Origin of the sequence: Citrobacter sp. Cf118 (assembly GCF_030334095.1) — a bacterium.
Classification (GTDB): domain Bacteria; phylum Pseudomonadota; class Gammaproteobacteria; order Enterobacterales; family Enterobacteriaceae; genus Citrobacter; species Citrobacter freundii.
The window spans coordinates 119,784-145,031 of sequence record NZ_JAOWES010000089.1 but is presented as its reverse complement, the minus strand read 5'-3'; the positions used below and the strand labels follow the sequence as shown (position 1 = coordinate 145,031).

25 protein-coding genes are annotated in these 25,248 nt (G+C 53.4%); 9 read left to right on the top strand and 16 right to left on the bottom strand.

Going from position 1 to position 25,248, the window contains the following annotated elements:
* The first annotated feature begins 13 nt into the window (after positions 1-13).
* On the top strand, positions 14-733 hold the full coding sequence (locus tag OGX67_RS24350; protein WP_138827960.1) for a galactosamine-6-phosphate isomerase: 720 nt from the start codon (positions 14-16) through the stop codon (positions 731-733).
* Positions 734-736: 3 nt separating this feature from the next.
* Here OGX67_RS24350 and OGX67_RS24345 read toward each other — a convergent pair whose 3' ends face one another.
* Together OGX67_RS24345 and rsmI are read right to left on the bottom strand one after the other, a co-directional pair.
* The gene (locus tag OGX67_RS24345) at positions 737-1,738 is read right to left on the bottom strand and encodes a Fic family protein (RefSeq protein ID WP_257651762.1); all 1,002 of its coding nucleotides are present in this window, start codon (positions 1,736-1,738) and stop codon (positions 737-739) included.
* 2 nt (positions 1,739-1,740) lie between these two features.
* Positions 1,741-2,604, bottom strand: a complete 864-nt coding sequence (rsmI, locus tag OGX67_RS24340; RefSeq protein ID WP_003024942.1) for a 16S rRNA (cytidine(1402)-2'-O)-methyltransferase — start codon at positions 2,602-2,604, stop codon at positions 1,741-1,743.
* A 63-nt stretch (positions 2,605-2,667) separates the two neighbouring features.
* Between rsmI and OGX67_RS24335 the strand changes: the two genes are divergently transcribed.
* Genes OGX67_RS24335 through dolP form a run of 4 tightly spaced genes read left to right on the top strand, consistent with a single transcriptional unit; the run spans position 2,668 to position 6,282 of the window.
* Complete coding sequence (locus OGX67_RS24335) at positions 2,668-4,719, top strand: penicillin-binding protein activator (RefSeq protein WP_286527703.1); 2,052 nt, start codon at positions 2,668-2,670, stop codon at positions 4,717-4,719.
* On the top strand, positions 4,677-5,072 hold the full coding sequence (locus OGX67_RS24330) for a YraN family protein (protein WP_003024946.1): 396 nt from the start codon (positions 4,677-4,679) through the stop codon (positions 5,070-5,072). Before OGX67_RS24335 ends, OGX67_RS24330 begins: the two co-directional genes overlap by 43 nt.
* A gap of 34 nt (positions 5,073-5,106) precedes the next feature.
* Positions 5,107-5,697 carry a DnaA initiator-associating protein DiaA gene (gene diaA / locus OGX67_RS24325; RefSeq protein WP_003024948.1) on the top strand — a complete coding sequence of 197 codons (591 nt, stop codon included), beginning with the start codon at positions 5,107-5,109 and terminating at the stop codon, positions 5,695-5,697.
* 9 nt (positions 5,698-5,706) lie between these two features.
* The gene (gene dolP / locus OGX67_RS24320; RefSeq protein ID WP_003024954.1) at positions 5,707-6,282 is read left to right on the top strand and encodes a division/outer membrane stress-associated lipid-binding lipoprotein; all 576 of its coding nucleotides are present in this window, start codon (positions 5,707-5,709) and stop codon (positions 6,280-6,282) included.
* A 93-nt stretch (positions 6,283-6,375) separates the two neighbouring features.
* Here dolP and OGX67_RS24315 read toward each other — a convergent pair whose 3' ends face one another.
* On the bottom strand, positions 6,376-7,011 hold the full coding sequence (locus OGX67_RS24315) for an NAD(P)H-binding protein (protein WP_003024957.1): 636 nt from the start codon (positions 7,009-7,011) through the stop codon (positions 6,376-6,378).
* Positions 7,012-7,048: 37 nt separating this feature from the next.
* Complete coding sequence (locus tag OGX67_RS24310; protein WP_257651764.1) at positions 7,049-7,477, bottom strand: YhbP family protein; 429 nt, start codon at positions 7,475-7,477, stop codon at positions 7,049-7,051.
* A gap of 43 nt (positions 7,478-7,520) precedes the next feature.
* On the opposite strand from OGX67_RS24310, the gene OGX67_RS24305 reads away from it, so the two are divergent.
* Positions 7,521-7,829 (top strand): GIY-YIG nuclease family protein, encoded by a 309-nt coding sequence (locus OGX67_RS24305; RefSeq protein ID WP_269430568.1) that lies wholly within the window; start codon positions 7,521-7,523, stop codon positions 7,827-7,829.
* Here the strand turns inward: OGX67_RS24305 and OGX67_RS24300 are convergent.
* Both OGX67_RS24300 and ubiT read right to left on the bottom strand, forming a co-directional pair.
* Complete coding sequence (locus OGX67_RS24300; protein WP_003024966.1) at positions 7,816-8,319, bottom strand: GNAT family N-acetyltransferase; 504 nt, start codon at positions 8,317-8,319, stop codon at positions 7,816-7,818. The two genes, OGX67_RS24305 and OGX67_RS24300, sit on opposite strands and share 14 nt — an antisense overlap.
* The gene (gene ubiT / locus OGX67_RS24295) at positions 8,313-8,837 is read right to left on the bottom strand and encodes a ubiquinone anaerobic biosynthesis accessory factor UbiT (RefSeq protein WP_003024968.1); all 525 of its coding nucleotides are present in this window, start codon (positions 8,835-8,837) and stop codon (positions 8,313-8,315) included. The genes OGX67_RS24300 and ubiT overlap by 7 nt, the downstream gene beginning before the upstream one ends.
* 220 nt (positions 8,838-9,057) lie before the next feature.
* Between ubiT and ubiU the strand changes: the two genes are divergently transcribed.
* The 3 genes from ubiU to OGX67_RS24280 all read left to right on the top strand — a co-directional run bounded on the left by ubiU (position 9,058) and on the right by OGX67_RS24280 (position 12,026).
* Complete coding sequence (ubiU, locus tag OGX67_RS24290; protein WP_003024971.1) at positions 9,058-10,053, top strand: ubiquinone anaerobic biosynthesis protein UbiU; 996 nt, start codon at positions 9,058-9,060, stop codon at positions 10,051-10,053.
* Positions 10,054-10,061: 8 nt separating this feature from the next.
* Entirely contained in the window at positions 10,062-10,940 is an 879-nt protein-coding gene (locus OGX67_RS24285) for a U32 family peptidase (protein WP_127790455.1), read from the top strand.
* 78 nt (positions 10,941-11,018) lie between these two features.
* A complete protein-coding gene (locus OGX67_RS24280) occupies positions 11,019-12,026 on the top strand; it encodes a luciferase-like monooxygenase (protein WP_071696766.1) in 1,008 nt (335 codons plus the stop codon).
* A gap of 87 nt (positions 12,027-12,113) precedes the next feature.
* Here OGX67_RS24280 and mtr read toward each other — a convergent pair whose 3' ends face one another.
* The 10 genes from mtr to nusA form a co-directional block, all read right to left on the bottom strand.
* Positions 12,114-13,358, bottom strand: coding sequence for a tryptophan permease (mtr, locus tag OGX67_RS24275; protein ID WP_257651765.1), 1,245 nt, complete (start codon positions 13,356-13,358; stop codon positions 12,114-12,116).
* A gap of 145 nt (positions 13,359-13,503) precedes the next feature.
* Positions 13,504-15,432 (bottom strand): DEAD/DEAH family ATP-dependent RNA helicase, encoded by a 1,929-nt coding sequence (locus tag OGX67_RS24270; RefSeq protein WP_048218712.1) that lies wholly within the window; start codon positions 15,430-15,432, stop codon positions 13,504-13,506.
* On the bottom strand, positions 15,425-15,505 hold the full coding sequence (gene yrbN / locus OGX67_RS24265) for a protein YrbN (RefSeq protein WP_010723222.1): 81 nt from the start codon (positions 15,503-15,505) through the stop codon (positions 15,425-15,427). Before yrbN ends, OGX67_RS24270 begins: the two co-directional genes overlap by 8 nt.
* A gap of 106 nt (positions 15,506-15,611) precedes the next feature.
* The gene (nlpI, locus tag OGX67_RS24260) at positions 15,612-16,496 is read right to left on the bottom strand and encodes a lipoprotein NlpI (RefSeq protein ID WP_003024982.1); all 885 of its coding nucleotides are present in this window, start codon (positions 16,494-16,496) and stop codon (positions 15,612-15,614) included.
* A 109-nt stretch (positions 16,497-16,605) separates the two neighbouring features.
* The gene (pnp, locus tag OGX67_RS24255; RefSeq protein WP_257651766.1) at positions 16,606-18,738 is read right to left on the bottom strand and encodes a polyribonucleotide nucleotidyltransferase; all 2,133 of its coding nucleotides are present in this window, start codon (positions 18,736-18,738) and stop codon (positions 16,606-16,608) included.
* Between the two features lie 246 nt (positions 18,739-18,984).
* Positions 18,985-19,254, bottom strand: a complete 270-nt coding sequence (rpsO, locus tag OGX67_RS24250; RefSeq protein WP_000059465.1) for a 30S ribosomal protein S15 — start codon at positions 19,252-19,254, stop codon at positions 18,985-18,987.
* A 273-nt stretch (positions 19,255-19,527) separates the two neighbouring features.
* Positions 19,528-20,472: a tRNA pseudouridine(55) synthase TruB gene (gene truB, locus OGX67_RS24245; protein WP_257651767.1), complete on the bottom strand. Its 945-nt coding sequence runs from the start codon at positions 20,470-20,472 to the stop codon at positions 19,528-19,530.
* On the bottom strand, positions 20,472-20,876 hold the full coding sequence (gene rbfA / locus OGX67_RS24240; protein WP_003024988.1) for a 30S ribosome-binding factor RbfA: 405 nt from the start codon (positions 20,874-20,876) through the stop codon (positions 20,472-20,474). Before rbfA ends, truB begins: the two co-directional genes overlap by 1 nt.
* A gap of 146 nt (positions 20,877-21,022) precedes the next feature.
* The gene (gene infB, locus OGX67_RS24235; RefSeq protein ID WP_204583238.1) at positions 21,023-23,713 is read right to left on the bottom strand and encodes a translation initiation factor IF-2; all 2,691 of its coding nucleotides are present in this window, start codon (positions 23,711-23,713) and stop codon (positions 21,023-21,025) included.
* A 24-nt stretch (positions 23,714-23,737) separates the two neighbouring features.
* A complete protein-coding gene (gene nusA, locus OGX67_RS24230) occupies positions 23,738-25,225 on the bottom strand; it encodes a transcription termination factor NusA (RefSeq protein ID WP_003024992.1) in 1,488 nt (495 codons plus the stop codon).
* Between the last annotated feature and the right edge of the window lie 23 nt (positions 25,226-25,248).

Genomic DNA, 25,248 nt, shown 5'->3' with positions numbered 1-25,248 from the left:
AAGGACTCGAAAAATGCAATATACCCAGTACTGCGACAATTATGACGTATTGAGCGATCGCGCCAGCGAGCAGTTAATTACGCTGATTCAAAAGAAGCCTGATGCCACCATCTGTCTGGCAACAGGAGGCACGCCGCTTCTCACCTATCGCTACTTTGTCGAGAAAATTAACCAGCGTCAGATCAATATTGAGCAGGTAGTTTTCGTAAAACTGGATGAGTGGGTTGGCATTCCCCTGAACTCTCCAGCAACGTGCGAATATTTCCTGCAACAACACATCGTTCAACCATTGGGTTTACGAGCAGAACAGCTGGTCGGTTTTCAATCTGAAAATGTTAACGAGCAGGAATGCGAACGCATCACAGAGATTATTGCCAGCCGGGGCGGCCTCGATTTATGTCTGCTCGGAATCGGCAAAAATGGCCATTTGGGGTTGAATGAACCCGCGGAGTTACTGGAACCGTTTTGCCATATCAGCGTACTTGATGAGAAAACGCGCCATCATGACATGTTAAAAACGGCCGCTAATCCTGTAACTCGCGGCATTACGCTCGGGCTGAAGGACATTCTGAATGCAAAAGAGATCTTGTTGCTGATAGCAGGTGAAGGGAAGCATGATGCGGTAGAAAAATACCTGGCGGCCACCGTTACAACAGCCATTCCTGCTTCATTTTTATGGCTACACTGCAATGTGGGTTGCCTGATTGACGGCTCACAATACTCTGATAAATAAAATTTACAGCACCCGCCACATCCCTCCTTTCGTCGAACCAACACGTTGCAGTTTACCTTTTAGCTGCAACGCTTTCAGATAGCGTTCAACTGTTCGGGGTGAGATTTCACACTCATCAGCAATACTTTTGGCGGTTCTGCCTGGTTGGTTCGACAAAATCTGTAGAATGCGCTTTTCCATATCCAGTAAATCAGACGGCATTTCTTCCGACATTTCTTCCGACATTTCTTCCGACAGGGTCGATGATTGTCCTAATCCCTCTTGCAAAGCAGAGATAATGTTTTCCAGAATAAATTCTATAAATGGCGTGCAGCTGCTTTGCCGATCGCACACTCCTAGCACCTGGTAATAGCGATCCTGCTGGTAGTGGATCAGCGTTTCCACCGGCAACCAGGCTAATTCTGAACGCCACTCACTCAGGATTAATGTCTGCCACAATCGCCCCATCCGTCCATTGCCGTCGGCAAAAGGATGAATAAATTCGAACTCATAATGGAATACAGCACCAGCGATAAGCGGGTGAAGTTCTGTCGTTTTTAACCAGTCCAGTAAGTCATTCATCAAGCGAAGAACTTGTGAGACCGGCGGGGCCATATGAATCAGCTGTTTTTCCCTGTAAACACCGACATTGCCAGATCGCAATTGGCCCGGGTTATCGACAAGCCCCATCATCAGGACTTGATGTGCCTGTAAAAGATCGGAGAGTTTTTCACTTTTCCACTCCGACATTTTTTCATATGCCAGAATCGCATTTCTGACTTCCTGTATATCTTTAGCCGGAGCCAAAATACGCTTACCGTCCATCAGGGCTGTAACCTGATCCTTCGTCAACGAATTATGCTCAATCGCTAAAGAAGCCTGGATAGTACGAATACGGTTCTCTTTGCGCAAAAGAGGAGATATCCTGCCCGCCATCGCCGCCCAATGCCCCATCAGCTCACCAATCTCAATGACTTGATTGAGGATCAATGGCGTAACGGTAAAAGGCGGTTGGTAGGTGCTCACGTCTACTCCCCCTGCTGTTCCAGTGCGTGCTTATACAGTGCATTCTTTTTCACGCCGTGGATTTCAGCGGCCAGCGCGGCGGCCTTTTTCAGCGGCAGTTCTGCCTGTAATAAAGCCAACGTACGCAGCGCATCGGCAGGGAGATCGTCTTCCTGCGCTTTATGCCCTTCGACAATCAGCACCATTTCACCTTTACGACGGTTTTCATCTTCCTTGACCCACGCAAGCAGTTCGCCGACCGGTGCGCCGTGAATGGTTTCCCAGGTTTTGGTCAGCTCGCGCGCCAGCACCACGTAACGGGATTCGCCCCAGACGGCAACCATGTCTTCCAGGCTATCCAGCAAGCGGTGGGTAGATTCATAAAAAATAAGCGTACGCGGCTCTGCCTCAATGGCTTTCATCGCATCACGACGCCCTTTCGATTTGGCAGGCAGAAAACCTTCATAGCAAAAGCGGTCTGAAGGCAAACCAGCAGCGCTCAGGGCAGCAATCGCCGCACAAGGACCTGGCAGCGGAACAACGCGGATCCCCGCTTCGCGACAGGTGCGCACCAGATGGTAGCCAGGATCGTTAATCAGCGGCGTTCCGGCATCGGAAACCAGCGCAATGTTTTGCCCTTCTTTGAGCTTCGCCACCAGCGTTTCCGCTTTTTGTTGCTCATTGTGATCGTGTAACGCGAACAAACGGGCGTTAATCGCGAAATGTTGTAACAATAATCCTGTATGACGAGTGTCTTCAGCGGCAATCAAATCAACGGCTTGTAAAACTTCGAGCGCTCGTTGGGTAATATCAGCCAAATTTCCTATAGGAGTAGGTACAATAAAGAGTTGGCCTTGAGAATTATCCGCCGATTCGTGTTGTTTCATTGTGTCGTCCGTATTGCCGATTTAATATTGAGCATTGAGTAAAAAAATATCACTGGATACAGTATGGTACCCTCAACATTTTCTCGTTTGAAAGCCGCGCGCGCGCTACCAGTCATTCTGGCAGCACTGATTTTCGCAGGCTGTGGCACCCAGGCGCCAGACCAGAGTGCAGCCCATATGCAGGGCACTGCGCAGGCTGATTCCGGCTTTTATCTGCAACAAATGCAGCAAAGCTCAGATGATAGCAAGACCAACTGGCAATTACTCGCCATTCGTGCACTGCTGAAAGAAGGCAAGAGCCAGCAGGCTAGCGAGCTGTTCAACCAGCTGCCGCAGAAACTAAACGACACTCAGCGTCGTGAGCAGTCTCTGCTGGCCGTCGAGATCAAGCTCGCACAGAAAGATATCGCTGGCGCTCAGGCCCTGCTGGATAAACTCACTCCTGCCGATTTCGATCAAAACCAGCAGGTCAGATACTGGCAGGCGCAAATCGACGTCAACCAGGGTCGCCCATCGTTGACACTACTGCGCGCCCTGATCGCTCAGGAACCGCTGCTGTCCGCGAATGCTAAGCAGAAAAACATCGATGCCACCTGGCAGGCGCTGTCATCCATGACCCAGGAGCAAGCACAGGCACTGGTCATCAATGCGGATGAAAACGTGCTGCAAGGCTGGTTGGATCTCCAGCGCGTCTGGTTCGATAACCGTAACGATCCAGACATGATGAAAGCCGGTATTGCGGACTGGCAGAAACGTTATCCGCAAAACCCGGGCGCAAAAATACTGCCAACGCAGTTGGTTAACGTCCAGAGCTTTAAGCCCGCCTCCACCAGCAAAATTGCGCTGCTGCTGCCACTGAACGGTCAGGCCGCTGTATTTGGCCGGACTATTCAGCAAGGCTTTGAAGCGGCGAAAAATATGGGTACTCAACCCGTAGCGGCCCCTGCGGTAGCTGTGCCTGCTGCGGATACAACAGCTGCGACGACCACAGAACAGCCGCAAACGACTGACGGCGTTGCCAGCCCTTCTCAGGCGTCAGTAAGCGATCTGACCAACGAGACGCCAGCTCAGCCAGAAACACCTGCTGCGCAGCCCACAGCACCCGCTCAGCCAACAACCACCAGCGCACCGGCGAATCCATCAGCAGAGCTGAAAATCTACGACACTTCATCACAGCCTCTGAACCAAATCCTGACTCAGGTTCAACAGGATGGCGCCAGCATCGTGGTTGGCCCACTGCTGAAGAATAATGTTGAAGAGCTGATGAAAAGCAATACGCCATTAAACGTGCTGGCACTTAATCAGCCGGAGTCGGTGAAAAACCTGCCGAACGTCTGCTACTTCGCTTTGTCGCCAGAAGATGAAGCGCGCGACGCCGCGCGTCACATCCGCGATCAAGGAAAACAGACGCCGCTGTTGTTGATCCCTCGGAGTTCATTAGGCGATCGCGTTGCCAACGCCTTTGCACAGGAATGGCAAAAGCTGGGCGGCGGCGTAGTGTTGCAGCAGAAGTTTGGCTCCACCGCCGAGCTGAAAATGGGCGTCAACGGCGGCTCGGGAATTTCCCTGACGGGCAGCCCGGTGGCCTCCTCTGTACCTGCGCAACCTGGCGTGACGATTGGCGGCCTGACGATTCCGGCTGCGCCCACCGATGCGCAGATCACCGGCGGCAGCGGCCGTGTTGATGCCGTGTATATTCTGGCGACGCCGGAAGAAATTGCCTTTATTAAGCCGATGATCGCTATGCGCAACGGCAGCCAGAGCGGAGCGACGCTGTACGCCAGCTCCCGTAGCGCGCAGGGAACTGCTGGCCCGGATTTCCGTCTGGAGATGGAAGGCTTGCAGTACAGCGAAATACCGATGCTTGCAGGTGCTAACGCTCCTCTCATGCAGCAGGCGCTTGGCGCGGTTCGTAACGACTACTCACTGGCACGTATGTATGCGATGGGCGTCGATGCCTGGTCACTTGCCAACCACTTCTCGCAAATGCGTCAGGTACAGGGTTTCGAAATTAACGGCAACACCGGGGCCTTAACCGCAACGCCGGATTGTGTGATTAACAGGAAGTTATCATGGCTCAAATACCAGCAAGGACAAGTCGTCCCCGCCAGTTAACGAGTAAACAGACCGGTGACGCGTGGGAATCCACCGCGCGTGACTGGCTGCAAAGCAAGGGACTGCATTTTATCGCCGCCAACGTGCGTGAACGTGGCGGCGAAATCGACCTGATAATGCGTGAAGGCAGCACCACCGTCTTTGTTGAAGTCCGCTATCGGCGCTCGGCCCAGTTTGGCGGCGCAGCGGCGAGTGTGACCCGGAGCAAACAACACAAATTATTACAGACCGCCCGCTTGTGGCTTGCGCGCCACAATGGGAGTTTTGATACTGTGGATTGCCGGTTCGATGTGTTAGCCTTCACCGGAAATGATGTTGAGTGGTTTAAGGACGCGTTCAACGACCGCTCATAGTTGAAGATTCAGAGCCTGGTTCTTAAGGATTAGCGTGTTAGATAGAATTAAAGTCTGCTTTACAGAAAGCATTCAAACTCAGATAGCTGCGGCTGAAGCACTTCCGGATGCGATCTCCCGTGCCGCCATGACGCTGGTTCAGTCCCTGCTCAATGGCAACAAAATTCTCTGTTGTGGTAATGGGACGTCCGCTGCCAACGCACAGCATTTTGCTGCCAGCATGATCAATCGTTTTGAAACAGAACGCCCAAGTTTACCTGCGATTGCACTAAACACTGATAATGTGGTCTTAACTGCGATTGCCAACGATCGCCTGCACGACGAAGTTTATGCAAAACAAGTCCGTGCGCTGGGACATGCAGGAGATGTTCTGCTGGCAATCTCTACGCGTGGTAATAGCCGCGATATCGTAAAAGCCGTTGAAGCCGCCGTGACACGCGACATGACAATCGTCGCGCTGACCGGGTATGACGGAGGGGAACTGGCCGGATTACTGGGGCCGCAGGATGTTGAAATCCGTATCCCCTCACACCACAGCGCCCGCGTTCAGGAAATGCACATGCTGACGGTCAACTGCCTTTGCGATCTCATCGATAACACGCTTTTCCCTCACCAGGATGATTAAGGAGTACACATGAAGGCATTTTCGCCGCTTGCTGTGATTATCGCTGCACTGCTGCTGCAAGGCTGTGTCGCTGCTGCCGTTGTCGGAACTGCTGCTGTCGGCACCAAAGCCGCGACGGATCCTCGCAGCGTCGGCACCCAGGTAGATGATGGAACCCTGGAATTACGCGTCAATACGGCGTTGTCGAAAGATGCCCAGATCAAGAAAGAAGCGCGAATCAACGTGAGCGCATATCAGGGTAAAGTGCTGCTGGTCGGTCAGTCGCCAAATAGCGAACTGTCTGCACGAGCAAAACAGATTGCGATGGGCGTAGAAGGTACGACTGAGGTCTTTAATGAGATCCGTCAGGGCCAGCCAATCGGTCTGGGCGATGCGTCCAACGATACCTGGATAACCACCAAAGTACGTTCCCAGTTACTGACCAGCGATCAGGTGAAATCCTCTAACGTGAAAGTCACGACCGAGAATGGAGAAGTGTTCCTGTTAGGTCTGGTGACCGAACGCGAAGCGAAGGCGGCGGCAGACATCGCCAGCCGGGTAAGCGGCGTGAAACGCGTCACGACGGCCTTTACGTTTATTAAGTAATACTGATGCCGGATAGCGACGCCTGAGCGTCTCATCCGGCCTACAGGACGTTATCGTTTGTAGGTCGGATAAGTGTCAGCGCCATCCGGCATTTTATTTAGCCCTTTCGCGTAACTCGGAAGAGGTCAGGATCGAAACCCCTTCATGCCCAGGCGCCAGCGCTTCTGCCAACATTGCCCGCGCAACATCGCGCGCTTCAATCGACTTCCAGTTACCCGGCAGCAGCCTGAACAACGGCGCTAAAAACATCTCATTCGCCCGCTGTTTGTCCCTATCACCCAGTAGCATTGAAGGCCGGGCAATGGTCAGCCGAGGCCAATTCTGCGCGATCAGCGCCTGCTCCATTTCACCTTTCACCCGGTTATAAAAAAACGGTGAATTGGCATTAGCGCCCATCGAACTCACCACCAGCATATGCTGTGCCCCCAGCCGACGCCCCGTCAGAGCTGTATCCACTACCAGCGTATAGTCAGCGTGGATAAATGCTTCTTTGCTGCCCGCTTCACGTCGGGTCGTTCCCAGACAACAAAAGACAATATCGACCGGATCGGTAACCTGCGCCAGAGCATCGGTTAGCTGCGGATCGTGGGGATTATAGATGCCAACCGTATCAGCCAGCGGTCGACGCGTCGGCGCCGTAATGGCATTGATCCGGGGTTCATTCAGTAGCATCCGCAATAAATGTCCACCCACCAGACCCGTTGCACCGGTTATTAACACCTGACTCATCGTTTATTTTCCCCTGACGCTTCAATCACTCTTTTAACTATAGATCACGTAGCCAGTGCATCTTTTTACCGAAGCCCAGCGTGTTGTCCGTGAATTTGACTTCATCCAGTCGAATCTCCCACACGGGCGCTGGCAACATTCTGGCGACGGGGAAACGGCGGTTGTAGGCGTTACGCGCGGCTTCACTCTCCTGCCCTTCAAGACGGCGAATCACCCCCTTAAACTGCACGCCACGAATCAGGGCGACCGTTTTGGGCTGACCATTTACCGTGCCAGCAATCGGTGCACACGGTCCCGACATCTGCGCATGGCGCGTTTTATCTTCGGTCAGCACATAGAATGCCATCTTCTGCGCATCAAACAGGTAAAACGCATTGGCGCACCACAATTCACCTTCGTGGTGTACGCACCAGGTCACGACGTGCTGTTTTGCCAGCCAGCGAGACACTGCAGTCAGTGTTTCCATTTCTGTTCTCTTTTATACTGTAGGCCTGAAAATTATCACGTCGATGGTGACAATGACACCCTGGTATCTGTACCTGATCCGTACCGCTGACAACGCCTTATACACCGGAATAACCACCGATGTGCAGCGCCGCTATAAGCAGCATCAAAGTGGGAAAGGCGCGAAGGCGCTACGTGGAAAGGGGGAACTCACGTTGGCATTTGCGGCGCAAGTTGGCGACCGTTCGCTGGCCCTGCGCATAGAGTATCGCGTCAAACAGCTCACAAAGCGTCAGAAAGAGCGCCTTGTAGAAGGCGAAGGGCTTGAGGCTCTACTGAACAGCCTGCAAGCCCCGGATGTTAAAAACGATTGAAGTGGTCGTGGTATTCCACCAGGCCCGTCACGCCCTCCAGCGCATCGTCCGCCAGGCGATGAACCTGGAACGCGCTTTCGGTGCCCGGCCAGCGGCAACGCAGGTCATGATGCGCTGCCAGCTCAAAGCCAAAGCGGCTGTACAGTGCCGGATCGCCCAGCGTAACCACCGCGGCGTAGCCAAACTCGTTCAGGGAATCGAGTCCTTCATAGACCAGTTGACGCGCCAGGCCCTGCCCCCGGTAGTTTTCATCCACCGCGAGCGGCGCCATGCCGACCCATTGCAGATCTTCACCCTGAACATCGACAGGGCTGAACGCGACGTAACCCACTACCTGACCTTCATCATCGGTAGCAACCAAACCCAGCGTTAAGAAACCATCTTCACGCAGGTCGTGCACTAATTTTGCTTCCGCATCGCTCTCAAATGAACGGCGCAGCAACGCATCAATACCAGGGGCATCAATGGGAATCTCAACTCGAATCAGCATGGCTCACCTACCGAGGTCTGTTTGGTTTCTGGCGACGTTTTCATCCCCGCCTCAACAAAATCCGCCAACTGCATCAGCATGACGCGCAACGCTTTAGGCATCTGCTCCAGTTCGATGGCATCCATCAGATTTTTTACGTATAGCCCTAATTCTGTATCACCTTCAATCACCAGGCGACGCTGGAAGAAAAGCGTATCCGGATCCTGCTTGCGGGCCACGATCATCAGGAGATCGCTGGCATCGGCGCTAAAACTCACATCCGCATCTGCATTCTGGCTGACGATAAGTTTATCGTTCTCAACAGAGGTATACCATTTGAGGTCAATGTCACGCACATGAATGCTCAGCCAGCGACCTTCGAGAAACTCCAGCTCCCCATCGGCCAGCGCCTGACTAAACTGCCAGCTCAGGACCTGCTCCAGAACCTGGCGCTTCAGCGCAAAGGGCGTCAGTTTAACCGGTACACTCATCAGAGAAGGACCTAAATGTACTAAGCGTGAACGCAGTTTATCCAACACGAGCTTTACTCCCTGTTTCAATAGTCCTGCTATTTTGCCATATCAAATAAACGACATAGCGGCATAAATCAACAATTCGCTACGAAATTGTTACCTCTTTATTGGTGTCACCAATACGACTTTAACTGCCTCAAATCAAAAATTGTCTCAGCAAGGTTAACTAAAATCCCTCTTCGTTAACATTTCTGCGCCCTACATGGCGCAACGTTCAGGATAAATTATGGAGCTGCTCTGCCCTGCCGGAAACCTCCCGGCGCTTAAGGCGGCCATCGAGAACGGCGCTGATGCTGTCTACATCGGGCTGAAAGATGATACCAACGCCCGTCATTTCGCCGGCCTTAATTTTACCGAGAAAAAATTGCAGGAAGCGGTGAGTTTCGTTCATCAACATCGCCGTAAGCTGCACATTGCGATTAACACCTTTGCGCACCCGGATGGTTACGCGCGCTGGCAGCGTGCCGTTGATATGGCTGCGCAACTGGGTGCAGACGCGCTGATCCTCGCCGACCTCGCCATGCTTGAGTATGCCGCAGAGCGCTACCCGCATATTGAGCGCCATGTCTCTGTTCAGGCATCTGCAACCAATGAAGAGGCGATTAATTTCTACCATCGCAACTTTGACGTCGCCCGCGTGGTTCTGCCGCGCGTGCTGTCTATTCATCAGGTGAAGCAGCTTGCTCGTGTCACGCCAGTTCCCCTGGAAGTGTTCGCCTTTGGCAGCCTGTGCATTATGGCGGAAGGCCGTTGCTATCTTTCGTCCTATCTGACAGGCGAGTCTCCTAACACGGTTGGTGCCTGCTCTCCTGCTCGTTTTGTTCGCTGGCAGCAGACCCAACAAGGGCTGGAATCCCGTCTTAATGAAGTGCTGATCGACCGCTATCAGGATGGAGAAAATGCCGGTTATCCGACGTTATGCAAAGGCCGCTATCTGGTTGATGGCGAGCGCTACCATGCGCTGGAAGAACCCACCAGCCTGAATACGCTGGAGCTACTGCCGGAACTGCTGGCAGCCAATATTGCCTCGGTGAAAATCGAGGGACGTCAGCGCAGCCCGGCCTATGTCAGCCAGGTGGCGAAAGTGTGGCGTCAAGCAATCGACCGCTGTATGGCCGACCCGCAAAACTACGTCCCGCAGGCCGCGTGGATGGAAACGCTCGGTTCAATGTCCGAAGGCACACAGACCACGCTTGGCGCGTATCACCGTAAATGGCAGTGAGAGAAGCAATGAAATATTCCTTAGGGCCGGTGCTATGGTACTGGCCGAAAGAAACGCTGGAAGATTTTTATCAGCAGGCCGCCGTAAGCCAGGCCGACATTATCTATCTTGGCGAAGCGGTATGCAGTAAACGCCGTGCCACCAAAGTAAGCGACTGGCTGGATATGGCGAAATCACTCGCTGGCAGCGGTAAACAGGTGGTGCTGTCGACGCTGGCGCTGGTGCAGGCCTCTTCTGAGCTGGGAGAACTGAAGCGCTATGTTGAAAACGGCGACTTCCTGCTGGAAGCCAGCGATCTTGGGGTGGTAAACATGTGCGCCGAGCGTAAGCTGCCGTTTGTCGCCGGGCATGCGCTCAACTGCTACAACGCGGTAACCCTGCGTTTACTGCTCAAGCAGGGCATGACGCGCTGGTGTATGCCGGTAGAGTTATCCCGCGACTGGCTGGTAAACCTGCTCAACCAGTGTGATGAGCTGGGTATTCGCAATCAGTTTGAAGTCGAGGTACTGAGCTATGGGCATCTGCCGCTGGCATACTCCGCCCGATGCTTTACCGCACGCTCTGAAGATCGTCCAAAAGACGAATGTGAAACCTGCTGCATCAAATACCCGAACGGACGCGATGTGCTGTCTCAGGAGAATCAGCAGGTCTTTGTGCTCAACGGGATCCAGACCATGAGCGGCTACGTTTACAACCTCGGCAACGAGCTGACATCAATGCAGGGTCTGGTTGATATTGTGCGCCTGTCCCCCTCGGGCAGCGAAACATTCGCCATGCTTGATGCATTCCGCGCCAATGAAAATGGCAGTGCTCCATTACCGCTTGCCGCCCACAGTGACTGCAACGGTTACTGGAAGCGACTGGCTGGTCTGGAGCTGCAGGCGTAAAAAAGCTCACTTTGTTAACAACGGTAATCAAATTTTAATGCAGTATTAAAAGATTAACCGGTAACAAAGTGAGCCGTTATGACTGACAAAACTATTCCGTTCTCGGTGCTGGATCTGGCGCCAATCCCTGAAGGGTCTTCGGCAAAAGAGGCCTTCACGCACTCGCTTGATCTCGCCCGACTGGCCGAAAAGCGCGGCTACCACCGCTACTGGCTGGCAGAACATCACAACATGGTCGGTATCGCCAGCGCGGCAACTTCAGTGCTGATTGGCTATCTGGCTGCCAATACCACCACGCTGCATCTCGGGTCTGGCGGCGTGATGCTGCCCAACCATTCGCCGCTGGTGATCGCCGAGCAGTTCGGTACCCTGAATACGCTGTATCCGGGACGCATCGATCTTGGGCTTGGCCGCGCGCCGGGGAGCGATCAGCCAACGATGCGTGCGCTGCGCCGCCATATGAGCGGTGATATAGATAACTTCCCACGCGACGTCGCTGAACTGGTGGACTGGTTCGACGCCCACGATCCTAATCCCCATGTACGCCCGGTTCCCGGCTACGGCGAACAGATCCCGGTCTGGTTATTAGGCTCCAGCCTGTACAGCGCACAGCTGGCGGCCCAGCTCGGCCTGCCGTTTGCCTTCGCCTCGCATTTTGCTCCGGATATGCTGCATCAGGCGCTGCATCTGTATCGCACCCAGTTCAAACCCTCAGCGCGGCTGGCAAAGCCGTATGCGATGGTGTGCATCAACATCATTGCCGCTGACAGCAATCGCGATGCCGAGTTTCTTTTCACCTCGATGCAGCAGGCGTTTGTGAAACTGCGTCGTGGCGAAACCGGCCAGCTACCACCGCCGGTAGAGAATATGCATCAGCTGTGGTCCGCTTCTGAACAGTACGGCGTACAACAGGCGCTGAGCATGTCGCTGGTTGGTGATAAGGCAAAAGTGCGTCACGGTCTTGATGCCATTTTGCGTGAAACCCAGGCCGATGAAATTATGGTTAACGGCCAGATTTTTGATCATCAGGCACGTCTTCATTCGTTTGATTTGGCGATGGATGTGAAGCAGGAATTGTTGGGGTAGCGCGGTTTGTGCCGGATGGCGGCTACGCCTTATCCGGCCTAAACGGTACTGTAGGCCCGGTAAGCGTAGCGCTACCGGGCAACGGTTTTACTGATAGACCGGTAACAAATCCACGCTCGACAGAATATGGATAACCGCGTTGCCGATACCGAACACCAGGATCAGCGCAATCATCGGCTTACCGCCCCAGACACGGAATTTCGGGCTACCGAAACGCTCGCGGGATTTACGGGCCAGCAGTGCCGGAACAATGGCAGCCCATATGGTTGCTGCGAGTCCTGCATAGCCGATGGCGTACAGGAAACCGTTCGGCCACAGCAGGCCACCGATAATTGGCGGGACAAACGTCAGCAATGCCGTTTTGAAACGTCCCACTGCTGAGTCATCAAAGCCAAACAGATCCGCCAGATAGTCAAACAGACCGAGCGTAACGCCGAGGAATGAACTCGCCACCGCAAAGTTGGAGAACACCACCAGCAGCAGATCCAGACTGCGGCTGTTTAGTACGCCGCTCAGCGCCTGTACCAGCACATCAATGTTACCGCCCTGTTGCGCAATACCGATAAACTCTGGACGCGGAATGTTGCCCATCGTTCCCAGCAACCATACGATATACAGCACCAGCGCCAGCAGCGTGCCGTACACCAGACACTTAACGATGGTCTTCGGATCTTTGCCGTAGTACTTCATCAGGCTCGGAACGTTGCCGTGATAGCCGAATGAGGCCAGACAAAACGGCAGCGTCATCAGCAGGTACGGCGTATAAGAAGCATTGCTTTCCGCCACGTTAAACAACGTTGTGGGCTGAACGTGTCCCAATAAACTGCCGAAGGTCAGGAAAAAGGTAATTACCTTCGCACCCAGCACAATCGCCGTCATGCGGCTAACCGCTTTGGTGCTTAACCACACCACAAATGCCACCAGCAGCGCAAAGCCAAGACCCGCCGCGCGCGCCGGAACATTCAGCGACATCTCCGAGAAGGTGTGATGCAGAATCGACCCGCTCGCTGAGATATACGCGTAGGTCAGGATATAGAGAACGAAAGCAATCGAGATGCCGTTCACCACGTTCCAGCCTTTGCCCAGCAGATCTTTCGTGATGGTGTCAAAACTGGAGCCAATGCGGTAATTGAGGTTAGCTTCAAGGATCATCAGCCCGGAGTGCAGCATGCAGAACCAGGTGAAGATCAGCGCTGCCATTGACCAGAAAAACCACGCCCCGGACATGACCACTGGCAGAGAAAACATCCCCGCGCCAATAATGGTGCCGCCGATAATCACCACGCCGCCGAGCAGCGAGGGTGATGTTTGGGTGGTGGTTAGTGTTGCCATTTAGCCATCTCTCCAGTCATTTATATTGTGACTACATCTCAATGTGCTGCACTGTACCAGTACACGAGTACAAATGAAATAAAAAAAGCCCCGATTGTTGAGATCGGGGCTGTATATATTACTTTACGCTTTTATACCGTGAGGCTTATGCGTCACCGCCGAAACGACGACGACCAGCGGAGTCATCACGACGCGGAGCAGAAGAATCGTCACGACGCGGACCACGGTTGCCTTCACGACGTTCGCCGCTAAAACGACGACCATCGCCACGACCGCCTTCACGACGTTCACCGCTAAAGCCACGACCTTCACCGCGACCGCCTTCACGACGCTCACCGCTGAAACGGCCACCGCCACGACGCTCACCACCGGTGTGCGGAACTGCATCGCCAACCAGCTGCATGTTCATCGGCTTGTTCAGGATGCGAGTACGGGTAAAGTGCTGCAGCACGTCGCCCGGCATACCTTTCGGCAGTTCAATGGTGGAGTGGGAAGCAAACAGCTTGATGTTACCGATATAACGGCTGCTGATATCACCTTCGTTAGCAATAGCACCAACGATATGACGAACTTCAACACCGTCATCACGGCCCACTTCAATGCGGTACAGCTGCATGTCACCAACGTCACGACGTTCACGACGCGGACGATCTTCACCACCACGGTCATTACGGTCACGAGGGCCACGATCGTTACGATCGCGCGGACCACGGTCATCACGATCGCGGAATTCGCGTTTCGGACGCATCGGCGCATCTGGCGGCAGGATCAGCGGACGTTCGCCCTGAGCCATTTTCAGCAATGCTGCTGCCAGCGTTTCGATATCCAGCTCTTCTTCCGGCTGCATTTTTGCCAGCAGAGCACGGTACTGATCCAGATCGCTGCTTTCCAGCTGCTGCTGTACTTTAGCGGCGAATTTTTCCAGACGGCGTTTGCTCAGCAGGTCTGCGTTCGGGAGTTCTACTTCCGGAATAGTCAGCTTCATGGTGCGTTCGATGTTACGCAGCAGACGACGCTCGCGGTTCTCAACGAACAGCAGCGCACGACCCGCACGACCCGCACGACCAGTACGGCCGATACGGTGAACGTAAGACTCGGAATCCATCGGGATGTCGTAGTTAACAACCAGGCTGATACGCTCAACGTCCAGGCCACGGGCCGCAACGTCGGTAGCAATCAGGATATCCAGGCGGCCATCTTTCAGACGTTCCAGAGTCTGCTCACGCAGGGACTGGTTCATGTCGCCGTTCAGTGCAGCGCTGCTATAACCGCTACGCTCCAGCGCTTCTGCCACTTCCAGGGTCGCATTTTTGGTACGAACGAAGATAATCGCCGCATCAAAATCTTCTGCTTCCAGGAAACGCACCAGCGCTTCATTTTTACGCATGCCCCACACAGTCCAGTAGCTCTGGCTGATGTCAGGACGCGTGGTAACGCTGGACTGAATGCGTACTTCCTGCGGCTCTTTCATAAAGCGACGGGTAATACGACGAATCGCTTCCGGCATGGTTGCAGAGAACAGAGCGGTCTGATGACCTTCCGGGATCTGCGCCATAATGGTTTCAACGTCTTCGATGAAGCCCATACGCAGCATTTCGTCAGCTTCGTCCAGTACCAGACCGCTCAGTTTGGAGAGATCCAGAGTACCACGCTTCAGGTGATCCAGCAGACGGCCCGGCGTACCGACGACGATCTGTGGTCCCTGACGCAGGGCACGTAATTGCACGTCATAACGCTGGCCGCCGTACAGGGCAACCACGTTCACGCCGCGCATGTGTTTAGAGAAATCCGTCATGGCTTCTGCTACCTGAACCGCCAGTTCGCGGGTCGGTGCCAGCACCAGAATCTGAGGTGCCTTCAGCTCAGGATCAAGATTGTTGAGCAGCGGTAAAGAGAACGCTGCAGTTTTGCCGCTACCTGTCTGGGCCATACCCAGAACATCGCGGCCGCCCAGCAGATGCGGAATGCACTCTGCCTGGATTGGAGATGGTTTTTCGTAACCCAGATCGTTAAGGGCTTCAAGGATAGGAGCCTTCAGGCCCAGATCTGCAAAAGTGGTTTCGAATTCAGCCATGTAGTACGTGTGCCTCAAAATTAATGGCGGCCAGTCTACATAACTCATCATGAAATTGATCTGCAATTTTCATTGAAAAGTGTGAACCGGCTCAAAGTAGGTGTATTAACGAACAACAACGCCCTCACCCGTGAAGGTGATGGCAATCAAAAAAGATTACGGGCTGATGTGTACGTCAGCTATTGCTGGTCCGATTCTGCCAGGTCATCTTGGTCCTGGCCCAGGAGCGATAATTCCAACAATGCGTATCGGTGCTCAACAAAGTTATGAACGTTGTTAGCCACCGCCAGTTTGAACAATGCCGTAGCGTTGTCCAAATCCCCCAGACTTAGGTAGTACTTACCTAAATAGAAGTTGGTTTCACTGAGATGCTCAGCGAGCGAGGTGTTATCCGTTGCGTCCGCCTTCAGGCGTTCCATCAGCGTTGCTTCGCTAATGTTGCCCAGGTAGAACTCGACAATGTTCCATCCCCATTGCTCTTTATCCGATTTCTCAAAGCGTTGCTTCAACGCTTCTTTAGCCTGCTTCTCATCGAGCTTCTGCTCGGCAAGATAAAGCCACAGACTACGGAAAGGATCATTGGGATCGTCTTGATAAAACGCTAGCAGATCATCTTGCGCTAACTTGTCGCGACCGCCGTAATACAATGCGATACCGCGATTTAAGTGCGCGTAGTTGTAAGTTGGATCAAGCTCAAGTACAGAATCAAACGCTTCATAGGCAGCATCAAAATTGCCTGCCTGCGTTAAATATATACCTAAGTAATTGAATACTTCAGGCATATCTGGTCGGATTGCCAGCGCTTGTGAAAAATCATTTCGCGCCAGTGCCCTCAGACCGAGACTATCATACAACACTCCGCGCTCATATAAAAGCTGTGCGCGTTCGTCATCGGTTAAAGCCCGACTGGCAAGAATTTGTTCCATACGTGCCAGAATCACTTCCTGCTGCAAAGTCGGTTGCAATGGTACTGCGAGGACTTCACTCTTTCGCCAGGCGGAATTACTGCATCCAGCCAGCGTGAGTGCTGTCGCAACGAAACACCAGCGCAAAAAAGGCTTCATTTCCCACTCCCGAAGACAACGATTGAATGAACGTCCAGGTTCCCCGGTTGCTAACAAGGCATCCTGCCGGGTTAAAGGCCCTCCGCTTTCACGGAGGGCAATGGCAACCTTACTCGCCCTGGCTTGCCGGAGCTTCCGGTTCGCCTGCAGGCTGAGACTGCTCAGTTGCTTCTTTAATGCTCAGACGTACACGGCCCTGGCGATCAACTTCCAGAACTTTGACCGGTACTTCCTGGCCCATCTGCAGGTAGTCGGTCACTTTCTCAACGCGCTTATCAGCGATCTGAGAGATGTGTACCAGACCTTCTTTACCGCCACCGATGGCAACGAATGCGCCAAAGTCAACGATACGGGTCACTTTACCATTGTAGATACGGCCTACTTCGATCTCTGCGGTGATCTCTTCGATACGACGGATAGCATATTTCGCTTTTTCGCCGTCGGTCGCAGCAATCTTCACGGTACCATCATCTTCGATTTCAATGGTGGTGCCGGTTTCTTCGGTCAGAGCACGGATAACAGAACCGCCTTTACCGATAACGTCTTTGATCTTGTCCGAGCTGATCTTGATGGTGTGGATACGCGGAGCAAATTCAGAGATATCGCCACGCGGTGCGTTGATCGCTTGTTCCATCACACCCAGGATGTGCAGACGCGCACCTTTAGCCTGGTTCAGAGCAACCTGCATGATCTCTTTGGTGATACCTTCAATTTTGATATCCATCTGCAGTGCAGAGATACCGTCGCGGGAACCCGCCACTTTGAAGTCCATATCGCCCAGGTGGTCTTCGTCGCCCAGGATGTCAGACAGAACAACAAAGTTGTCGCCTTCTTTCACCAGCCCCATCGCGATACCCGCAACGGCGGCTTTGATCGGCACGCCTGCGTCCATCAGCGCCAGGGAAGCACCACATACGGAAGCCATGGAAGAAGAACCGTTAGATTCAGTGATTTCAGAAACCACACGCACGGTGTACGGGAATTTATCCAGTTCCGGCATTACTGCCAGTACGCCACGTTTCGCCAGACGGCCGTGACCAATCTCACGACGCTTCGGAGAACCGACCATACCGGTTTCACCTACGCAGTACGGAGGGAAGTTGTAGTGGAACAGGAAGTTGTCAGTGCGCTCGCCCATCAGTTCGTCAAGGTTCTGCGCATCACGAGTGGTGCCCAGGGTCGCAGTAACCAGCGCCTGAGTTTCGCCACGGGTGAACAGTGCGGAACCGTGGGTACGCGGCAGAACGCCAGTACGCACGTCCAGACCACGGATCATGTCTTTTTCACGGCCATCGATGCGCGGCTCGCCTGCCAGTACGCGGCTACGAACAACGTTTTTCTCGATAGCGTGCAGGATTTCACCCAGTTCGTTAGCGTCCAGGGTTTCGTCTTCAGCCACCAGAGTCGCGATGGTTTCAGATTTGATTACGTCAACCTGAGCATAACGCTCTTGTTTGTCAGTGATGCGGTAAGCATCGCTCAGGCGAGCTTCTGCCAGTGCGGCAACGCGTGCGTTCAGCGCTTCGTTGACGGCTTCTGGCTGCCAGTCCCAACGCGGTTTGCCAGCTTCTTTCGCCAGCTCGTTGATAGCCTGAATCACAACCTGCTGCTGTTCGTGACCGAACACAACAGCACCGAGCATCTGATCTTCGCTCAGCAGTTCTGCTTCGGATTCAACCATCAGTACGGCAGCTTCAGTACCCGCAACAACCAGGTCCAGCTTGCTTTCTTTCAGTTCGTCCTGAGTCGGGTTCAGTACGTACTGGTCATTGATGTAACCAACACGTGCAGCACCGATCGGGCCGTTGAATGGAATACCAGACAGAGTCAGCGCAGCAGATGCACCAATCATTGCCACGATGTCCGGGTTAACCTGCGGGTTAACGGAAACAACGGTCGCGATAACCTGAACTTCGTTAACGAAGCCTTCCGGGAACAGCGGGCGAACCGGGCGGTCAATCAGACGCGCGATCAGGGTTTCGCCTTCGCTCGGACGGCCTTCACGACGGAAGAAGCTACCCGGGATACGGCCAGCAGCGTAGGTACGCTCCTGATAGTTAACGGTCAGCGGGAAAAAGTCCTGGCCTGGTTTCGCTTTTTTCTGGCCAACAACGGTAACGAATACCGCGGTGTCATCCATGCTAACCATAACAGCGGCAGTCGCCTGACGCGCCATCATGCCGGTTTCCAGCGTAACGGTATGCTGACCGTACTGGAATTTACGAACGATCGGATTAAGCAAAATAATATCCTTTCTCTATTTTTTTGACGGCACATTTTGCGCCATCGTTAATACCCGATCTTCTGCGCATCCTCGCGACTAATGACAACCCTAACCCATAAGCATGAGTAAAGCCTCTCATTAGCCGCGCGAACCTCTGCAACGGAAGATCATTCTTAGCAACAATACATTAGTTTCCAGCGAATTGCTGCCATCTGCTGGAAAAAAGGGGCCATGAAGGCCCCCTCTTTCTGAAACTCGAAAGAATTAGCGACGCAGGCCCAGACGCTCGATCAGCGCGGTGTAACGTGCAACATCTTTACGTTTCAGGTAGTCGAGCAGTTTACGACGCTGAGAAACCATGCGCAGCAGACCACGACGGCTGTGGTGATCTTTTTTGTGCTCTGCAAAGTGACCCTGCAGGTGGTTAATCTGTGCAGTCAACAGAGCAACCTGAACATCGGTAGAACCGGTGTCGTTTGCATCACGACCAAACTCAGAAACGATTTTAGCGGTAGCTTCAGTACTTAGAGACATTTTAAAACTCCAAAGTGATAAGAATGAAAGGATGCCGATCTCTAATTCAGCTATCCCAGTGTATACACTTTATCCTTCAAACTGACTCTGCGTTGGCTGCGTCCGCTCACCTCAGTCACTTACTTAAGTAAGCTCCTGAGGATTCTCAGACTTGCCGCCTTGATGCAGCTCGAATGATTTTGTGTATACGTCGCGTAGATTGTTAAACAATTTACGCGACGTTAAGCGGCAGTATTCTACTCGCAGCGCCCTTTTATCGCAAGACAGAGAGCGCTATGCAGGATACTCAACCACCAGGCGACGGGGGGCGACACGACCTTCATCGTCCATCTCCCCCATGCCAATAAACTTGCCGTCATCGCCTTCCGTCACGCGGACCAGCCCTTCCAGCGGCGCGCCTGATGTCCGTACCGGGTTACCGTTTTTAAAGTAAACCGAGAATGTTAAAGGCAAATTAACAACAGGATAGTCCGATGCAGGACTGTCCATTGGCATCAGCAAAGGATCAAGCAGCTGTGCCGCCGGAATGTTCTGCTGCTCGGCCTGTTCAACCAGCTCACGCAGATGTTCCAGCGTCACCATTCGATCCACCGGATACTTGCTGACCGTCAAACGACGCAGATACGTGACGTGCGCGCCGCAGCCCAACTTCTCACCGAGATCGTCAACAATGGTGCGAATATAGGTGCCTTTGGAACAGTGAACTTCCAGCTCCAGTTCGTTACCTTCGTGACGGATAAACAGCAGCTCATAGACGGTAATCGGTCGCGCTTCACGCGGCACTTCAATACCCTGACGCGCATAATCGTACAGCTTCTTACCCTGATACTTCAGCGCCGAATACATTGACGGGATCTGCTCGATATCGCCGCGGAAAGTTTCCAGCGCGCTCGCCAGTTGTTCTGCGGTGAAGGTTACCGGACGTTCCTGCACGATTTGCCCATCGGCATCGGAAGTGTCTGTACGCTGGCCCAGACGGGCAACCACACGATAGCGTTTGTCAGAATCCAGCAAATACTGTGAAAACTTAGTCGCTTCACCGAGGCAGATTGGCAGCATGCCTGTCGCGAGCGGATCCAGTGCGCCGGTATGTCCCGCGCGATTGGCATTGTAGATGCGTTTTACTTTTTGCAGTACATCATTGCTGGACATGCCCTGCGGCTTATCCAGCAGCAGGACACCGTGAATGTCGCGACCACGACGACGAGGACGACTCATCAGTCCTCCTTGCTGTCGTCCGCTGGGTTCACACGACGCTCATCGTCATGTTTCACCACGCTGGTCACCAGGTTGGACATGCGCATCCCTTCAACCAACGAGTTGTCGTAGAAGAAGGTCAGCTCAGGCACGATACGCAGACGCATGGCTTTACCCAGCAGAGAACGGATAAAACCAGAGGCTTCCTGCAGTGCCTTGATGCCGTTTTTCACAGCAGCTTCGTCCTGATCGTTGAGGAAAGTCACGAATACTTTGGCATATGCCAGATCACGAGACATCTCAACACCCGATACGGTGGTCATCATACCAACACGCGGGTCTTTGATTTCGCGTTGCAGGATGAGTGCGATCTCTTTCTGCATCTCTTGCGCGACACGCTGCGGGCGACCAAATTCTTTCGCCATAATAAATTCTCCAGAATAAAGACAAAAAAGGGGCTATCAGCCCCTTTTTAAATTTCTTGCCGGGTGGCGCTTCGCTTACCCGGCCTACACCTAATCATCTTCTAAGGATTTTGGGCTGCAAATTGCGGCCCAAAAGACGACGAAGATTAAGCGATAGTACGTTGGATCTCGATAATCTCGAACACTTCGATCATATCGCCAACGCGAACGTCGTTGTAGTTCTTAACGCCGATACCACATTCCATGCCGTTACGGACTTCGTTAACGTCATCTTTGAAGCGACGCAGGGATTCCAGCTCGCCTTCATAGATAACCACGTTGTCGCGCAGAACGCGGATTGGGTTGTGACGTTTAATCGTGCCTTCGGTAACCATACAGCCTGCGATAGCGCCGAATTTCGGTGATTTGAACACATCACGAACTTCAGCCAGACCAATGATCTGCTGTTTCAGCTCCGGAGACAGCATGCCGCTCATCGCTGCTTTCACTTCGTCGATCAGATGATAGATGACGGAGTAGTAACGCAGATCCAGGCTTTCAGATTCGATAACTTTACGTGCAGAGGCATCAGCACGGACGTTGAAGCCAACCAGAATCGCGTTGGATGCCGCAGCCAGGGTCGCGTCGGTTTCGGTGATACCACCTACGCCAGAACCGATGATCTTCACTTTGACTTCGTCGGTAGACAGTTTCAGTAAAGAGTCGGAAATCGCTTCTACAGAACCCTGAACGTCAGCCTTCAGGACGACGTTCACTTCGTGAACTTCGCCTTCGGTCATGTTAGCGAACATGTTCTCGAGTTTAGATTTCTGCTGACGAGCCAGTTTAACTTCACGGAATTTGCCCTGACGATACAGTGCAACTTCACGGGCTTTCTTCTCGTCACGAACGACAGTAACTTCGTCACCTGCAGCCGGAACACCGGACAGACCGAGGATTTCCACCGGAATGGACGGACCTGCTTCCAGTACTTCCTGACCCAGTTCGTTACGCATAGCACGAACGCGACCGTATTCGAAGCCACACAGTACGATGTCGCCTTTGTGCAGCGTACCTTCACGCACCAGTACGGTAGCAACCGGACCACGACCTTTATCCAGGAAGGATTCGATAACCGCACCGCTAGCCATACCTTTACGCACAGCTTTCAGTTCCAGTACTTCGGCCTGCAGCAGGATAGCGTCCAGCAGCTCGTCGATACCGGTACCCGCTTTCGCAGAAACGTGAACGAATTGGCTCTCGCCGCCCCACTCTTCCGGCATGATGCCGTACTGGGACAGTTCGTTTTTAACGCGATCCGGATCCGCTTCCGGCTTATCGATTTTGTTGACTGCAACCACCACCGGCACACCCGCCGCTTTCGCGTGCTGGATAGCTTCGATGGTCTGTGGCATCACGCCGTCGTCTGCTGCAACAACCAGAACAACGATATCCGTTGCCTGAGCACCACGAGCACGCATGGAGGTAAACGCGGCGTGACCCGGGGTATCCAGGAAGGTGATCATACCGTTGTCAGTTTCAACGTGGTACGCACCGATGTGCTGAGTAATGCCGCCCGCTTCACCAGAAGCCACTTTCGTGGAACGAATGTAGTCCAGCAGGGAGGTTTTACCGTGGTCAACGTGACCCATGATGGTCACAACTGGTGCGCGCGGTTCAGCCGCAGCACCGGTGTCACGGTCGCTCATTACCGCTTCTTCCAGCTCGTTTTCACGACGCAGGATAACTTTGTGGCCCATCTCTTCGGCAACCAGCTGTGCGGTTTCCTGGTCGATGACCTGGTTAATGGTAGCCATTGCGCCCAGTTTCATCATCGCTTTGATGACCTGAGAGCCTTTAACTGCCATTTTGTTCGCCAGATCGCCAACGGTGATGGTTTCGCCGATCACAACGTCACGGTTAACGGCCTGAGCTGGCTTCTGGAAGCCCTGCTGCAGAGCGGAACCTTTACGCTGCTTACCGCCTTTACCGCCGCGAACCGCTGCACGTGCTTCCTCACGGTCAGCTTTAGATTCAGCGTGTTTGTTGCCTTTCTTCGCCGGACGCGCTGCTTTAGCGCTGCGAGTACGACCACGACCGCCTTCGACTTCACGATCGTTCTCGTCTTCAGCCTGGCGAGCATGCTGAGAAGTTGTGACGTGATAATCGCTGGTGTCTTCGACAGGTTCAACGTTATTCACACCATTTTTCTCGTTTTCTTCCGCCATACGGCGAGCTTCTTCCGCTACGCGGCGCGCTTCTTCTTCAAGCTTGCGACGTGCTTCTTCTTCCGCTTTACGCTTCAGTTCTGCGGCTTCATTTTCACGGCGGGCTTTTTCGGCCTGGGCGGTTTTAGTCATATCGTCGGTCTGTTGATTGCTCACTTTGTCTTTTTCCGCAGCTTCACGTTTCGCTTTATCAGCGGCTTCACGCTTAGCTTGTTCTGCGGCCTCACGTTCGGCTTTTTGTTGCGCCTCGCGTTTGGCAGCTTCTTCTGCCTCACGACGGGCTTGCTCTTCCGCTTCACGCTGCGCCTGCTCTTCCGCGGCAAGGCGTTCAGCCTCTTGCGGATCGCGTTTCACAAAGGTGCGTGTCTTGCGGACTTCGATTTGTACCGATTTGCTTTTTCCACCGGTACCTGGAATATTGAGAGTACTGCGCGTTTTACGCTGCAATGTCAACTTATCCGGCGCTGAGCCGTTTTCACGGTTCAAATGCGCCAGTAAGGTTTGTTTCTCTTGTGCGGACACAGAGTCGTCAGCAGACTTCGGGATACCGGCATCAGCAAATTGCTGTACCAGGCGATCCACGGAAGTCTGTATCTCTGCAGCCAGCGTTTTTACGGTTACATCTGTCATACTGTTCCTTCCTGCTACAGTTTATTACGCTTCGTCGCCGAACCAGCAAATATTACGGGCAGCCATAATCAGCTCACCGGCTTTTTCGTCGGTCAACCCTTCGATATCAGCCAGATCATCAATGCCCTGTTCAGCGAGATCTTCCAGCGTACAAACACCACGGGCCGCCAGTTTGAAGGCCATCTCACGATCCAATCCTTCCAGATTCAGCAGATCGTCAGCCGGTTTGTTATCACCGAGGCTTTCTTCCTGGGCCAGTGCCAGAGTGGTCAGTGCGTTTTTAGCACGCTCGCGCAGCGCTTCAACAGTCTGTTCATCCAGGCCGTCAATTTCCAGCAGCTCTTTCATTGGCACGTAGGCCAGTTCTTCCAGCGTCGCAAAACCTTCTTCCACCAGAACGGTCGCGAAATCTTCATCGATATCGAGATATTTGGTGAAGGTATCGATGGCTGCATGTGCTTCAGCCTGATGCTTCGCCTGCAGGTCATCAACGGTCATCACGTTGAGTTCCCAACCGCTCAGTTGTGAAGCCAGGCGGACGTTCTGACCATTACGTCCAATCGCCTGAGCCAGGTTACCGGCTTCAACCGCGATATCCATGGTGTGCTTGTCTTCATCCACCACGATAGAAGCAACGTCTGCTGGCGCCATTGCGTTAATCACGAACTGCGCCGGGTTATCATCCCAGAGGACGATATCGATACGCTCGCCGCCCAGTTCGGTAGAAACCGCCTGAACGCGCGCACCGCGCATACCAACACAGGCGCCGACCGGATCAATACGCTTGTCGTTGGTCTTAACGGCGATTTTCGCACGCGATCCCGGATCACGGGCAGCCGCTTTAATTTCGATAACTTCTTCGCCAATTTCCGGTACTTCAATGCGGAACAGCTCAATCAGCATTTCCGGTTTGGAACGGGTTACAAACAGCTGCGCACCGCGCGCTTCCGGGCGTACAGAGTACAGAACACCACGAATACGGTCACCTGGGCGGAAGTTTTCACGCGGGAGCATGTCTTCACGCAGGATAACAGCTTCAGCATTGCTGCCCAGATCCAGAGAAATGTTGTCGCGGTTTACTTTCTTTACCACACCGGTGACGATTTCGCCTTCGTGTTCGCGGAACTGATCGACAACCATTGCGCGTTCAGCTTCACGTACTTTCTGTACGATAACCTGTTTCGCGGTCTGGGTGGTGATACGGTCAAAGGTGACAGATTCAATCTGATCTTCAACATATTCGCCCACGTTCAGACTTTCGTCTTCGAAGCGTGCCGCTTCCAGCGTAATTTCTTTGGTCGGCTGAGTAACTTCTTCTACGATTACCCAACGACGGAAGGTATCGAAATCACCGCTTTTACGATCGATTTCTACGCGAACGTCGATCTCTTGCTCATATTTTTTCTTTGTTGCTGTAGCCAGCGCACTTTCCAGTGCTTCAAAAATTTTCTCGCGTGGCAGCGCTTTTTCGTTGGATACGGCTTCAACAACAGCCAAAATTTCTTTGTTCATCGCGGGCTTTTCACCTCAATCCA